Annotated in this window: 14 protein-coding genes; 11 read left to right on the forward strand and 3 right to left on the reverse strand. The window is 69.9% G+C overall.

The features are described 5' to 3' along the window. The first annotated feature begins 301 nt into the window (after window positions 1-301). Window positions 302-598, forward strand: a complete 297-nt coding sequence (locus tag AC07EJ_RS22895) for a hypothetical protein (RefSeq protein ID WP_389482822.1) — start codon at window positions 302-304, stop codon at window positions 596-598. A gap of 48 nt (window positions 599-646) precedes the next feature. Here AC07EJ_RS22895 and AC07EJ_RS22900 read toward each other — a convergent pair whose 3' ends face one another. Next, window positions 647-1993 carry an NAD-binding protein gene (locus tag AC07EJ_RS22900; protein WP_478884833.1) on the reverse strand — a complete coding sequence of 449 codons (1347 nt, stop codon included), beginning with the start codon at window positions 1991-1993 and terminating at the stop codon, window positions 647-649. A gap of 559 nt (window positions 1994-2552) precedes the next feature. Here AC07EJ_RS22900 and AC07EJ_RS22905 point away from each other — a divergent pair. The 4 genes from AC07EJ_RS22905 (at window position 2553) to AC07EJ_RS22920 (ending at window position 6004) form a co-directional block, all read left to right on the forward strand. After that, window positions 2553-4007, forward strand: a complete 1455-nt coding sequence (locus AC07EJ_RS22905) for a ferredoxin reductase family protein (RefSeq protein ID WP_478884834.1) — start codon at window positions 2553-2555, stop codon at window positions 4005-4007. A gap of 42 nt (window positions 4008-4049) precedes the next feature. Further along, window positions 4050-4223 (forward strand): hypothetical protein, encoded by a 174-nt coding sequence (locus tag AC07EJ_RS22910; RefSeq protein WP_389482815.1) that lies wholly within the window; start codon window positions 4050-4052, stop codon window positions 4221-4223. Between the two features lie 184 nt (window positions 4224-4407). After that, window positions 4408-5004 carry a hypothetical protein gene (locus AC07EJ_RS22915; RefSeq protein ID WP_389482813.1) on the forward strand — a complete coding sequence of 199 codons (597 nt, stop codon included), beginning with the start codon at window positions 4408-4410 and terminating at the stop codon, window positions 5002-5004. Window positions 5005-5023: 19 nt separating this feature from the next. Further along, complete coding sequence (locus AC07EJ_RS22920; protein ID WP_478884835.1) at window positions 5024-6004, forward strand: ribosome-inactivating family protein; 981 nt, start codon at window positions 5024-5026, stop codon at window positions 6002-6004. Between the two features lie 108 nt (window positions 6005-6112). Here AC07EJ_RS22920 and AC07EJ_RS22925 read toward each other — a convergent pair whose 3' ends face one another. Together AC07EJ_RS22925 and AC07EJ_RS22930 are read right to left on the reverse strand one after the other, a co-directional pair. Beyond that, window positions 6113-6829 carry a Clp protease N-terminal domain-containing protein gene (locus AC07EJ_RS22925; protein WP_478884836.1) on the reverse strand — a complete coding sequence of 239 codons (717 nt, stop codon included), beginning with the start codon at window positions 6827-6829 and terminating at the stop codon, window positions 6113-6115. After that, window positions 6826-7047, reverse strand: a complete 222-nt coding sequence (locus tag AC07EJ_RS22930) for a helix-turn-helix domain-containing protein (RefSeq protein WP_478884837.1) — start codon at window positions 7045-7047, stop codon at window positions 6826-6828. Before AC07EJ_RS22930 ends, AC07EJ_RS22925 begins: the two co-directional genes overlap by 4 nt. Before the next feature lie 123 nt (window positions 7048-7170). Between AC07EJ_RS22930 and AC07EJ_RS22935 the strand changes: the two genes are divergently transcribed. The 6 genes from AC07EJ_RS22935 (at window position 7171) to AC07EJ_RS22960 (ending at window position 13560) form a co-directional block, all read left to right on the forward strand. Then, window positions 7171-8379 (forward strand): MFS transporter, encoded by a 1209-nt coding sequence (locus AC07EJ_RS22935; RefSeq protein ID WP_389482804.1) that lies wholly within the window; start codon window positions 7171-7173, stop codon window positions 8377-8379. 126 nt (window positions 8380-8505) lie between these two features. Next, window positions 8506-9624, forward strand: a complete 1119-nt coding sequence (locus tag AC07EJ_RS22940) for an MFS transporter (protein ID WP_389482802.1) — start codon at window positions 8506-8508, stop codon at window positions 9622-9624. Beyond that, complete coding sequence (locus AC07EJ_RS22945) at window positions 9621-11921, forward strand: molybdopterin oxidoreductase family protein (RefSeq protein ID WP_389482799.1); 2301 nt, start codon at window positions 9621-9623, stop codon at window positions 11919-11921. The genes AC07EJ_RS22940 and AC07EJ_RS22945 overlap by 4 nt, the downstream gene beginning before the upstream one ends. A 9-nt stretch (window positions 11922-11930) precedes the next feature. Continuing rightward, window positions 11931-12533 (forward strand): 4Fe-4S dicluster domain-containing protein, encoded by a 603-nt coding sequence (locus tag AC07EJ_RS22950; RefSeq protein ID WP_376535376.1) that lies wholly within the window; start codon window positions 11931-11933, stop codon window positions 12531-12533. After that, window positions 12530-13186, forward strand: a complete 657-nt coding sequence (locus AC07EJ_RS22955; RefSeq protein ID WP_393581969.1) for a QcrA and Rieske domain-containing protein — start codon at window positions 12530-12532, stop codon at window positions 13184-13186. The genes AC07EJ_RS22950 and AC07EJ_RS22955 overlap by 4 nt, the downstream gene beginning before the upstream one ends. Continuing rightward, window positions 13183-13560: a hypothetical protein gene (locus AC07EJ_RS22960; protein WP_478884838.1), complete on the forward strand. Its 378-nt coding sequence runs from the start codon at window positions 13183-13185 to the stop codon at window positions 13558-13560. The genes AC07EJ_RS22955 and AC07EJ_RS22960 overlap by 4 nt, the downstream gene beginning before the upstream one ends. Window positions 13561-13582: the final 22 nt, after the last annotated feature.

Below are 13582 nucleotides of genomic sequence, written 5' to 3' on the forward strand. Positions count from 1 at the left end.
CAACAGCACATGCACTTCGTTGATCTCCCACTTCCGCAGCTTCGGGCTTCGGCCAGCGATTGTGCGGCATGACGGGGGCCTTGCCGCAAGGCCCCCACTGCGCTATAAGTTGAGAGTGGCAAGGAGTGGCAAGTCCTCCTTGCCTTTCTTGCTCTCTGCGCCTTTCTTGCTCTCTACGGACGGGCACATCCTTCAAGCCGTGGCGACGCGCCACGCGATGCTCCCGCGACACAGGCCGCTGCTCTTCAGGAGGCTTTGTCCTGGCGGCACCACTTCTCCCCGACCCGGCGACCCACGGCAGTTGGGGACCTTCTACCTCGACGGCCGACTCGGCTCCGGCGGGCAGGGCGTGGTCTACGAGGGGCACGGCACCGACGGCGGGCGGGTCGCCGTCAAGGCTCTGCACGGGGTGAGCGCCGCCGACCGGGACATGCTCCGCAAGGAGTTACGGGCCTGGCGCCGCACGGCGCCCTTCTGCACGATCAGGATCCTCCATGACGACCTCGACGGTCCGGTCCCGTTCGTCGTCAGCGAGTACGTGGCGGGTCCGGATCTGCGGCGTGCGGTCCAAGGCGGCATGGAAGGCTCACATCCCTGACGTTCCCTACCCCAAGACGTGCTGATGCGGCGTCCGCCGCGCGCCTGGTCACCCGTCAGTCGTGTTGCGGGCCAGGGCGGTGAGCCGGTGCGCGGCGGGGCGTGTGTCCCAGGTGGCGAGGTCGACCACCTGGCCGTCCGGGAACAGTGCACAGGTGCGGTCTTCGGCGACGAAGACGCTGGACGGTTCGGCGCCCAGTACCGACGCGGCGACGAACGCGCCGACGATGCGCGGGAAGTCGCACACCGCACCGATCCGGAACAGGGACTGCGAATCCGTCGTGACCTCGTCGCTTCCGGCGCGAAGGATGATCCGCTGGTCCGGGGCGACGGCACGGGCCGCTACGGCGACAGCCATGTTCGCCAGACTGTCCGACCCGACCGCGGCAAGACCGCGGGCCCGCAGGACGGAGAGGCGTTCGAGCAGGAAACGGTCACCGCCGCGGCCGAGGACGACGGGGATGTTCAGGGAGCGGGCCAGGGGGAGGCACGCGGCCTGGGGGTTTCGTTCCACGGCGACGACCTTGATACCGAGGTCCTTCAGCCGCGCGGACAGCCGCAGGCCCACCTGACCGAGGCCGACGACGATGACGTGGCCGCGGCGCGGGATGGAGCGTGCGCCCAGAATGCTCGTCATGCGGTGCCCGGTGAAACGGTCGACGACGCTCGCGGTGAAGATGGCCGCCAGTACCAGGACGGCGAGCATGGAGACGGCGGACAGGACCTTGTACCAGCCCGGTCCGTGTTCGGCCGCAGGCGAGGAGCCGATCGTGGTGAGCGCGCGGGCGGCGTTCCACGTGGAGTCGGTCCAGTGCTCGTGCAGGACGAGCACGCCCAGGGCGATGTCCACCGAGAAGGCCACCGACAGAGCAGTCAGACTCGCGATGAGCGTCTTCGCGGAGGTCCCGAGGGAGCGCAGCCAGGCACGGAAGGACGCCCGGGGGTGAACGGCTGCGTGGGCCGCGAGGGCCCGTCCGTGCAGGTGCTCGACGGAGGTGGCCCCGTTCTCCCGCCGGACCGCGATGACGCCGCCGCCCTCGGGCTGGAGCATGGCGTAGCTCGGGGCGAGGCATTCGGCCAGGAGGCTGGGCACGATGGCATCGGTCATGCTCAGGACGGTGCAGTTGGGGACGGTGCGGGAGACCTCGTCGGCGACGGTGCGGTCGAAGAGGGTCACGACCAACCGGATGCCCGGCTCGAGGTGTTCGGCCAGCAAGGCGTAGCGCAGGGCCACGATGTCGTCGCGCGAGACGACGGCGACGGCGTCGACGGACCGGTCCAGATGCTGGCGCAGCGTGTCGTCGTCGGGGCGCGGCAGGCGGTGCACCGTGCCGTACCAGCGGCCGATGTGAGCGGCGGCGGAGCGCCCCAGGGCCTCGTCGTCCTCGATGATCACAATGCGCTGACCAGGCGCGGGTATGTGGGGAGGTGCCTCGTCCTGAAATGTCTGCGGGTTCAAACCGTCGGCCTTTCTGCACGGGTGGTGGCTGCTCTGAGCCGCCTGTTGATCAGTGCGCCCGGCATGCCTGGTCGAGGCTCGGTGCGGGGGCTTCGGAATGGGCCGGTCTGGCCGCTATGCGTGCCTCGTGCGCCGTGTCCGATGAGTGAGGCACGGTCGGGAGGAGCCGAAGACGTGTTCTTTGTACCAGGGTGCCGCGGGTTTGTATCAGGCTCCACGGGGGCGTCGGCCTCCCGGCCTGTCCGACATTGTGTACAACGAAGTGAAGTCCCCTTGTGCGGTACGGGAGTCACTGTTCCTGGGCCGGTTACCTCCCGGAGAAGAGGCCGCAAACGTGGGAGCAGCGGTGTCCGGCGCACGGCCGTGTTCCGTCCCGGCCGAGGCGGGGCGCCCGTGACTTAACCACCGTTGAGGCGATCCTCAAGCCCGCCTTAAGGATCAGTTCGGGGCCTCTGACCTGGCCCTTTTCGCCTCATCCCGCACCTACTGTGGCTGCGTGACGACCGAGGCCGCCAGCGAATCCGAACTCTCCAGGTACCCAGCCCTGAGCGCGTACCTGCGCCACGTCGAGGGCGCCGGCGTGGAGGGCCCTCCCATACCGCCGCGGCCCACCCGCCGGCCCCGCGTCGGCCGCCCTGCCGCTCCCCTCCGCATCTCGCCCGGCGCGCTGCGCGCAGGCATCGTCGCGGGCGGCATCGCGGTCGGTGCCCTGTGGGCCGTACAGGCCGAACCGTTGGCGAGGATCGACGTGCTCTTCGCGACCGGCGCACACCTCACCGGCCTGCTCGCCGGATACGGCATCCTCGTCATGCTCTTCCTCATGGCGCGCATCCCCGCGGTCGAGCACGGGGTCGGGGCCGACCGCCTCGCCCGCCGTCACGCCGCCGGCGGACGGCACGTCCTGATTCTGTGCGCGGCCCATCTCGTCCTCGCGGTGTGCGGTTACGCCACCCACGCCGGCACCGACCTCGTCGCCACCGTCGTGGATCTCCTCGGGTATCCGGCCGTCGCCGCCGCGGTCGCCGGTACGGGCCTGCTCGTCGCCGTCGGGGTGAGCAGCGCTTGCGCGGTGCGCCGCCGTGTCACCTATGAGACGTGGCGCGGGCTGCATCTGCTGACGTATCTGGGCGCCGCCCTGGGTTTCGTACATCAACTCGCGGGCCCGGACGTGGCGAGCGGCGTCGTCACGCGGTGGCTCTGGGCGCTCCTGCACGCAACGGTCGCTGTCCTGCTCGTCTGGTACCGGCTGGTCGTGCCCGTCCGTCAGGCGTTGCGGCACAGCCTGCGCGTCGTCGCCGTCCAGGGCGAAGGGCCCGGCGTCTTCTCCGTGGTCATGCAGGGCATCGGGCTCGACGGGCTGAGGGCCGAGCCCGGCCAGTTCTTCCGCTGGCGTTTCCTCAGGGCAGGGCTCTGGCACACGTCGCTGCCGTTCTCCCTGTCGGCGCCGGTGCGTGGCGACGAACTACGCATCACCGTCAAGGCACTTGGCCGACACACGCGCCGCGTCCGCAGGCTCACCCCCGGTACGCGCGTGCTGGCCACGGGCCCCTTCGGCGCGCTCACCGCGCACCGCCGCACCCGGCGCAAGGTGCTGCTCCTCGCGGGCGGCGTCGGCATCACGCCCCTGCGGGCCCTGTTCGAGACGCTGCCGGGGGCGCCGGGCGACCTCACCCTCCTCTACCGCGCGAGCACGGCCGAACAGCTGTTACTGAGCGGGGAGTTGGAAGCCATCGCCCGCAGCAGGCAGGCGGCTCTGCACTACTTGCTCGGCCCGTCGGACGCCTCCTTCGACCCGCTCGCACCGCAGGCGCTGCGCAATCTCGTACCCGAACTCGCCGAGCACGACGTGTACGTGTGCGGGCCGCCCGGCATGACGGCCGCGGCCACGGCGGCGCTGGTGCGGGCCGGGGTGCCCGAAGGCCACATCCACGCAGAGTGCTTCACGATCTGACCTGGCTTCCGATGCCGGCCACCACTGACGGAGAGACCCACCATGGGACGCCACCGCAAGCCCGCAGGCCCCACACCGCTGCCCACCCTCACGGCCCGCCGCCGCCTCGCCGCCGGTCTCGCGGGAGCCAGCGCGCTCGTCGCCACGTTCCTCGTCGCCACCGTCGACCCGGCGGCCCCGCCCGCCCCTGACCGGGCGACGGCGACAGCGCCCTAGGACTTCTCGTTCGGATCAGGCCGGGCTCCGCGAGCACTGGTGCCGCACCACGCGGCGTCGTCACGTCGGGTCATGCCTTGCATTCGTGAAGGCGCGCGTTGAGCAGCCGTCAATGGAACGTTGATCGCGGCTCCCTAGCGTTTCCGGCGCATCGATTCTCGATCAACGACGAGGGGACGTACGCATGCTGTTCCGCACGCGGGGCAAGGGCAGGATCTCTTCCTTATACGCCTGGGCGAACACGCCCCGGCGGCGCTCCGCGGTCATGGCCGGGGTGCTCGTGAGTGTCTCGGTGGTGGGCCTGGGGACGGCTGCCGCGGCGCAGCAGGGTTCGGAGGAGCCGAAGAAGGCCGCGGCGCAGTCGGCTCCGGCGGCCGACTCGGCGCGTGAGCACTGGCAGCCGCCGACGGTCCGCAGCGACGGCCCCGGGGAGGACCCGCACCCAGGCGAGATCAACACCGACTACCTGATCAGTGAGGTGTCGCCGGCGCAGTTCAGGGGCTACTGGTACCAGTCCCACGTCAAGGGGGTCAGCGTCACGTGGGTGGCGCCCTCGGGACGGGATCCGTACAACGGCTGGGACTGGATCGAGATCCAGGACAGCAACGGCAAGCGCGTCACGTGGGACTGGGCCTGCGGCAACGCCAACTGCGGTGCGTACGGCTCGACGCTGATCGATGCGAACCTGACGAAGGGCGCGGAGTACAAGGCCCTCTACTACAGCGACGGGGGCCGGGTCACCAAGGGCACCCTGCAGGCCGAGTTCGAGTTCTGGGCCTGACATGGGAGACGCAGTGAAGATGACGCGACGGGTTGAGCAGGCCGGACGGTCCGAACGCGGGCCGGTGCGGCGGCGGTTGGTCAGCGTGGCAGTGGTGGTCTCGGTGCTGGCGGGCACGCTCGGCGTGGGAGAGGCGGTCGGCTACGGCACACCGGCCCGGCACGGACAGGACCGGAGCGCCCAAGCCCAGCCCCAAGCCCAGCCCCAGGTGCAGGCGCAGGCGGTGACGGACGACGAGGATTTCGCCGACCTCTATACCCGTACGGTCGCGAACATCCGCAACGCGATGCTGGGGGAGCAGAGCGTCCGACGGCCCGGTGCCGGCCACCTCATCCAGAACCCCGATGCCAACGCCTTTCAGTCGATCAACATCGGACGGTTCACCGAGGACGAGTTCATCCTGGGCGGCATGGTCCGCGGAGTCTTCCGCCGGTCCGACAACTATCTGCTGGGGTTCTACGTGGAGAACCGGGACGCGAGCCGCCGGGTCTTCTACACGTTCACCGAGCAGGTGGGCGGCCGCACGCGGGACATGGTCCCGGGCAACGTGTACCCGGGTGTCCGCAGGGAGCACTTCGGCTGGGGCGTCAACTACGGGAATCTCTCCGGAACCACCATCAGCCGGAGCCGCCTGCGGAACGCGGTGCGCGACATCTTCCACCATGACCCGAACACGAGCACCCACACGCTGGAGACCGGAGTCGAGGCGCTGGCCGTGGCCCTGGCCGAAGGGGCGCGGTTCCAGGCGATTCCCGGGTACATCGCCCAGGCGATCCGTGGCGGGAGGGACTGGGAGGTAGGCCGGCACGCGGACGAGATCACGAGCTGGGACCAGGAGTCCCAGGTCGTCATTCAGGCACGTGCCGCCGACCCGAGCGGTTATGGCGACGTGTGGCAGCAGCGCCGTGAACACGTCTGGAACGGGGCCCGTGTGCTGCTGACCGCGCTGGACCTGGCCCGCCGGCTCTACCTCATCAAGCCGCCGACGAGGAAGGGCTGACCTTCGCGGCATCACACACGGTGCCCACCGGGAGCAGCTGCCGCCGTGTTCCATCGCGTGCCGGAGAACCCAGGCCCCCAGGTCTTGTGACCCGGCGGGAAGGCGGCGTCAGCTCGCCTGCCGGTATCGGTCGGTGATTGCGGTGCGCAAGGCCGGGGCCGAGGTGCCGAGCGCCGACAGCACTGACGGCACGAGGCCGCTGGGCATGGCGATGAGGCCGAGGGTGAGGTGTTCGACGCCGATGTAGCTGTCGCGCCGGGCCTGGGCCTCGCGGACGGTGTTCGCGAGGCTCTCCTTGGCGCGAGAGGAGAACCGGATGTGCCCGCCGGGGCGAGCGCCGGTGGCTCGGTACAGGCCGGTCGGGGCCGGGGTGGGTGAAGTGAGGGCGGGGCGTCGGACGCCTCGCCGCCGGCGCCAGTGGCGGACGAGGGTCGTGGGCAGCCCGCGACGTGGGCCGCGCCGTGAGGAGCGGGGCCCGTGGTGGGCGGCGCTGTCGGCGCGCGCGAGCGCCTCCGGCCCGAAGGACTCCTCGATCCGGGCGCGCACGGCGTCGATGTCGATCCCCACGGAGGCCAGCGCGTCGCGGTCGAGGGTCCCGAACAGGCGGGATCCGCCCCCGAGTCCGACCAGACGGACGATCTCTTCCTCCACGCCCTCCGGTGTGACGCCGTGCTCACGCAGTACGGCGCCGGCGGGCTGGTCGGTGGAGACGAGGGCGAGGAGGAGATGCTCGGGGCCGATGTAGTGGTGTCCGAGCCGGCGGGCGTGTTCCTGGGTGTGGACCACCACGGTGCGGGTGTCCGGTGTGAAGCGTTCGAACATCATCGACTCCCTATCAGGCGGCCGTACTTGCGGTGCACGGTCTGCTTGGTCACGCCGAGCCGCTCGGCGATCTCCTGCCAGGACCAGCCCAGCTTCCGGGCGTTCTCGACCTGGAGGATCTCCAGGCGTTCGGTGAGTTCTCGTAGGGCGGCCACCGCGCGGAGCCCGGTGTCCGGGTCGCTGCTGGCGGCGCCCTCGGCGATTTCGAGTGTGCTCTCCATGGCCGTCAGCATATGCTGACACTCGACCGGCGTCAACATATGCTGACGCCGGCCCGGGTGTCCACGAAGCGATCGGAGCACCAGATCAGGCCGGGACGGCCCAGGCTTTCCTAGCATCGGCATGTGGAACACCTCGCACCAGAGCAGACGACTGCCCGGCCGCCCGCCGCGGCCTATCGCAATCTGGCCGTGGCCACCGTCGGCTTCGCCCTCACCTTCTGGGCGTGGGCCCTCATCGCCCCGCTCGGCAGCGACTTCGGGGACCGGCTGAACCTGAGCTCGTTCAATCAGTCGTTCCTCGTCGCGGTGCCCGTCATCGTGGGGTCCCTCGGCCGCGTACCCGTCGGCGCGCTCACCGACCGCTACGGCGCCAAGCTGATGTTCCCGCTTATCTCCGCCCTGACGATCATCCCGGTGCTCCTGGCCATCCCCGCCAGGAACTCCTTCATCGCGATGCTCGGCGTGGGTTTTCTGCTCGGCCTCGGCGGCACCACGTTCGCGATCGGCATCCCGCTCGTGAACTCCTGGTTCCCGCCCGCCCACCGAGGGTTCGCGCTCGGCATCTTCGGCATGGGCATGGGTGGTGTGGCCCTGTCCGGCTACCTCACGCCACGCATGGCCAAGCACGGGGAGAATCTCCCGTTCGTCGTCGTGGCCATCGCGCTGGCCGCGTACGCGCTGCTCGCCCTGCTCCTCATCACCGACCGCCCCGACCGGCCGATCCCCACCAGCCCCCTCGCCACCAGGCTCGGACAGGCGGGCCGCCTGCGGGTGACGTGGGAGCTGTCGGGTCTTTACGCGATCGGGTTCGGCGGCATCGTCGCGTTCGGCGTCTACCTGCCCACGTATCTGAAGACCTGGTACGAACTCGACCCCACCGACGCGGGCACCAAGGCGGCCGGATTCGCCGTGGTCACCGTCATCTTCCGGCCCATCGGCGGCTGGCTGTCCGACCGGATCCACCCGGCCACCGTCACCGCCTGCGCCCTCGCCGTCGTCGCGCTCTTCGCGATCCTCCAGGCCTTCGACCCGAAGCTGAACCCCATGGGCACGGTCAATTTCCTGCTGATGGCAGCCGGCCTCGGCACCGCCAGCGGCAGTGTCTTCGCGCTCGTCTCCCAGGTCACTCCACAGCCGCAGGTCGGCTCCGTCACCGGCATCGTCGGCGCGATGGGCGGCCTCGGTGGCTTCGTGCCACCGCTCGTCATGGGCGCGGTCTACAGCGCCAAGAGCTCGTACTCCATCGGCTTCATGCTCCTGTCCGACCTCGCGCTCGCCGGCTGTGTCTATGCGTACGGCCGCATGCGGAACATCGGGGCGCAGCGGCCGTAGAACTCGTATGCGGCCTCGCCGTGGGCCGGGTGGACGCGCACCGTCGAGTGCGCCTGCGGCCGACACGTCACCCGTGCGCCTCTCAGAAAGGGTGAAACGCATACAAATCTTCCTATCGTGGGCCGGGTGACTGAGCCACCCGCACCCCCCGCAGCCGCCACGGATGCGGCCTCCGTCCTGGACGCGCCACCGCCCACCGGCGTGGCCGGCGGGCCTGGACCGCGTTCCGTCGCAGGGCGGGCCACGCTCGCGGGCGCCATCGTGTCCGCACTGCTGATCCTGGCCATCGTGTTCGGCAGCCGGATGCTCAAGGACTTCGACTCGGCGCTCCTCCCGTACGCCGTCGCCACCGTGTTCCTGGCCTTCGGTGTCGCCTACCGCTACACCGTGTGGATCTCCGCCCCGGGCGCGCGCCGTCTGTTCAAGCAGGGCTGGCGCAGCCTGCTGTCGGCCGACAACTTCCGCAAGGCGCCCACCGCGCTGCCGAAGATGATCGCCACCTACCTCGGCTTCCAGAAGTTCCTCGGGGCCCGCTCGCAGGCCCGCTGGGCCGCCCACCAGCTGATCTTCTGGGGCTGCATCCTGGCCGCCCTGATCACCTTCCCGCTGACCTGGGGGTGGTTCACGTTCACCTCGCCGTCCGGTGCGGGCCCCGGCTACGCGATGCGGATCTGGGGCATCAAGGTCATCGGCTTCGACTCGCTGAACATCCTCGGCTGGCTGATGTTCCACGGCCTGGACATCGCCGCCGTCCTGGTGATCCCCGGCGCCTCGTACTTCCTGTGGCGGCGCATGAAGGACCGCGGCGCCATGACGGGCCAGCGCTTCGCCTACGACCTGGTTCCTCTCATCGCCCTGATCGTCATCTCGGTGACGGGCCTGCTCCTCACCTTCTCGTCGATCTTCCTGCACGGCGGCGGCTACGAGTTCCTGGCGATCCTGCACATGGTGTCGGTGGTCTTCACCCTCATCTACATCCCGTTCGGGAAGTTCTTCCACATCGTGCAGCGGCCGGCCGCCGTCGGCATGCAGCTGTTCAAGTACACGGCCCGCCAGGACGAACAGATCTTCCACTGCAGGCGCTGCGGTCAGCCGATCGACACCGCCCCGTACGTCGAGAACCTCCAGGGCACCATGCGCGACCTCAAGCTCGGCTTCGAGACCTGGACCGAATACTGCCCGCGCTGCAAGCGGGTGCTGCGCGGTTCCGCATACCTCAGTGACGTGAAGAAGGGCTTCAAGTGACCCAGCAGTACATCCCGCTTGACCCCTCCATCGCACCGCCCGGCACCCGCAACTTCCGTGACGCGGGCGGCATTCCGGCCGACCAGTGGCACGCCGACCAGAACGGCGAGACCCTCGTCCCCACGCACTGCTGCTTCTGCGGTGTGCAGTGCGGGATGTACCTGCGCGTCGACAAGGGCGGCAAGGTGTTCGGCGTCGAGCCCCGCAACCACGACATCAACCGGATGCGGCTCTGCCCCAAGGGCATCAACGCCTACCAGCAGATCAACCACCCGGACCGGCTGACCGCCCCGCTCATGCGCCGCTCCCGCGACCAACCCTTCCGCGAGGCGACCTGGGAGGAGGCCCTCGACTTCACGGTCTCCGAGATCCGCCGCATCCAGTCCGCCCACGGCAACGACGCGTTCGGGCTGCTCGGCGGGGCGAGCCTGTTCTCCGAGAAGACGTACCTGGTCGGCAAGTTCGCGCGCGTCGCCCTCAAGACGAAGCACGTCGACTACAACGGCCGCCTGTGCATGGTTTCCGCCGCCGGCGCCAACAAGCTGTCCTTCGGCATCGACCGGGCCGGCAACCCCTTCTCCGACATCCTCCTCTCCGACTGCCTCCTGATCGCCGGGTCGAACGTGGGAGAGTGCTTCCCGGTGATGACCCAGTACGTGTGGGGCGCCCGCGACCGGGGCGCCGTCCTCATCGTCGTGGACCCGCGCGAGACGTCCATCGCCCGCACGGCCGACATCCACGTCGCCATCAAGCCGGGCACCGACTCCGCGTTCTTCAACGCCGTACTGAACGTCGTCATCCGCGAGAACCTCGTCGACGAGGAGTACGTGGCCGCGCACACCACCGGCTGGGACGAGGTCCGGGCCACCGTCGCGACGTACACCCCGGAACGGGCCGCCGAGATCTGCGGGATCCCCGCCGCACAGGTCGTCCAGGTCGCCAGGGCCTTCGCGGGCGCCAACAACGCCATGGCGTGGCACGCCCGGGGCATCGAGCACCACTCCCAGGGCGTCGAGAACTGTCTCACCGTCATCAACCTCTGCGTGGCCACCGGCAACATCGGCAGGCCGGGCGCCGGCTACGGCACCATCACCGGCCAGGGCAACGGCCAGGGCGGCCGCGAGCACGGCCAGAAGTCCGACCTGCTGCCCGGGGGGCGCTCCATCCTGAACCCGGACCACCGGAAGCAGATCTGCGAGATCTGGGGCATCGAGGAGTCCGAACTCCCCGCCGCCGGGACGTCCATGATGGAAATGGTCTGGCAGATGCAGCGCCAGGAGATCCGCGGCCTGATCGGCATCTGCAACAACCCATTCATCTCCCTCCCCAACTACGCGACGGTCAAGGAGGGTTACGACACCCTCGAGTTCCACGCCCAGTTCGACTTCTTCCTCTCCGAGACGGCGGACAACGCGCACGTCGTCTTCCCCGTCACCACCTGGGCCGAGGACGAAGGCGTGATGGCCAACGCCGAGGCCCGGGTGGTCAAGCACAACAAGGCGCAGGAGCCGCCGGAGGGCGTACGGACCGACACCTGGGTGATGTGCGAGCTGGCCCGACGCCTCGGAGTGGGAGACAAGTTCGACTATCCGGGATCCCGCGAGGTCTTCGAGGAGCTGCGCATCGCGTCGGCCGGCACGGTCATCGACTACTACGGAATCACCTACGACCGCCTCGAGGAGACCGGCGGCATCGCCTGGCCGTGCCCCTCCACCGACCATCCCGGCACCCCTCGCCTCTTCGAGGACGGCAGGTCGTACCACCCGGACGGCAAGATCCACCTCCAGACCGTGGAGTGGCACCCCCCGATGGACCCGTACGACGACGACCACCCCATGTCGCTCACCACCGGCCGTACCGTCGCCCACTTCCTGTCCGGCAACCAGACCCGCCGGCTCGGCGCCCTGGTCGAACAGACCCCGCGCCCATGGGCGGAGGTCCACCCCTCACACGGCTTCAAGAACGGCGATCCGGTACGCGTCGTGACGCGCCGCGGCAGCGAGGTCTTCCCCGCTCTGGTCACCGAGGCGATCCGCCCCGACACCGTCTTCGTGCCCTACCACTGGCCGTTCCCCACGGCCGCCAACGCGCTCACCATCGACGCCCTCGACCCCCGTTCCAAGATCCCCGAGTACAAGGTCTGCGCCTGCCGCATCGAGGCCGCCGAGCAGATCGACGAGGTGCCCGCGCCCCCGACCGCGCCCGGACAGGTCGCGTACCCGGAAGCCCAGGTCTCCCGCACCGACCCCCTGCCGCCCACGGCTCCCCAGGGCCGTGGCACCGCCGAGAGGAGCTGAGGTCCCGCCATGATGGGCAGAACGATCTTCATCGACCCGGGGCGGTGCATCGGCTGCCAGGCGTGTGTGTCCGCCTGCCGGGAATGCGACTCGCACCGGGGCAAGTCAATGATTCACCTCGACTACCCGGACGAAGGGCACTCCGTCGCCTCCCTTCCCACGGTCTGCATGCACTGTGAGGACCCGGTCGCCCCGTGCGCCGAGGTGTGTCCCGCCGACGCGATCCTGGTGACCGCCGACGGTGTGGTGCAGCAGGCCGACACCACGCGGTGCATCGGCTGCGCCAACTGCGTCAACGCCTGCCCCTTCGGCGTACCGAAGATCGACCTCCAGGCCAAGCTGCAGATGAAGTGCAACCTCTGCTACGACCGCACCGCCTACGGTCTCGCCCCCATGTGCGCCACGGTCTGCCCGACCGGCGCGCTCTTCTACGGAACGCTCGAGGAACTTCAGGCCGAGCGCCCAGGTGTCCAGGTCGCCGACTCCTTCACGTTCGGCGACGTCGTCGTCAACACCGGTGTGGCGATGGTCGTCCCCGCCGACAAGGTCCAGTGGCCGGTGCCCGGCGGACTGCCGATCGTCCAGATCAACGGGAAGGACGTGACCCGATGAGCGTCACCGAGCAGCCCCCCGTCCCCGAGCCCGGCACCGACGACCACTCGGCGCAGGCGGCGCTCGAGGACCGTATCTCCGCCGACTCCCTCACCACGCGCCGCGACTACCTCCGTATCGTCGCCACCGTCTCCGGCGGCCTGGCGGTCGGGGGCATCGCCGTCGCCGCGGGAGTGCTGCACCGGCACGGCGACACCGACAGCGCACCGGAACCCAAGCGGGTCACCGGCCGGCTCGCCCCCGGGGAGTCCATCGCCTTCCGTTTCCCCGGCGAGGACGACCGCGCGGTCGCCGTCCGCCTCACGGACGGCAGCCTCGTCGGCTACTCCGCCGTCTGTACGCACCTGGCCTGCGGCGTGCTGTGGCGCAAGGACCGCGGCAGCGAGGGCGAGTTGTACTGCCCCTGTCACGAAGGCGTCTTCGACGCCCGCACCGGCGAGGTCACCGCGGGCCCGCCACCGCGCGGCCTGCCCAAGGTGCTGCTCGTCGAGCAGGGCGACGGCAGCGTCTGGGCCGTCGCCACCGCCCGCTCCGGTGAGAACCCCCAGGACGCGGTGTGCCGTGAGTTCGCCGACGCGCGGCCTGAAGTGAGGGCCCAGCTCGGCTGTCCCGCCGCGCAGGCCGCCAACGGGGAGAGGAACGAGCAGACGTGAGCACCGAAGAACCCGAAGGCTTCCCTCCGAGGCCCGCATACACCCCCGGCAGCGCTCAGCCGCGCCTCAACCGCCCGGTCCAGGAGCGCTACCCGCAGATCCGCCCCACCAGCGGCTACGGCGATCCCCGCATCCAGCACACGGGCCCGGGACCCGGCGCCGGCTCCGAGCAGGAGCCGGAACGCTCCTCGAAACTCACCGCCCGCCTCGTCCTGGCGATGACGGTGGTCATCGGCCAGCTCTGGGGCCTCAGCGTGGTGGTCAACGAGTGGATGACGGGCGCGACCGGCACGTCCTGGTGGGGCGCGGGCTTCCTGTGCCTGTCGTTCCTGGTTGTCCTGGGGCTGTGGCTGCTCGACCCGAAGGACCGCTGAACTCCCGTACGGACGTACGGTA

This window comes from Streptomyces sp. NPDC045026, assembly GCF_056432625.1.

Bases quoted from the DNA above. Each gene is read 5' to 3' on its own strand.
- AC07EJ_RS22915 (WP_389482813.1), top strand. From the start codon at position 4,408: ATGCTGTTCCGCACGCGGGGCAAGGGCAGGATCTCTTCCTTATACGCC.
- AC07EJ_RS22920 (WP_478884835.1), top strand. From the start codon at position 5,024: ATGACGCGACGGGTTGAGCAGGCCGGACGGTCCGAACGCGGGCCGGTG.
- AC07EJ_RS22955 (WP_393581969.1), top strand. From the start codon at position 12,530: ATGAGCGTCACCGAGCAGCCCCCCGTCCCCGAGCCCGGCACCGACGAC.
- AC07EJ_RS22930 (WP_478884837.1), bottom strand. From the start codon at position 7,047: ATGGAGAGCACACTCGAAATCGCCGAGGGCGCCGCCAGCAGCGACCCG.
- AC07EJ_RS22910 (WP_389482815.1), top strand. From the start codon at position 4,050: ATGGGACGCCACCGCAAGCCCGCAGGCCCCACACCGCTGCCCACCCTC.
- AC07EJ_RS22925 (WP_478884836.1), bottom strand. From the start codon at position 6,829: ATGATGTTCGAACGCTTCACACCGGACACCCGCACCGTGGTGGTCCAC.
- AC07EJ_RS22950 (WP_376535376.1), top strand. From the start codon at position 11,931: ATGATGGGCAGAACGATCTTCATCGACCCGGGGCGGTGCATCGGCTGC.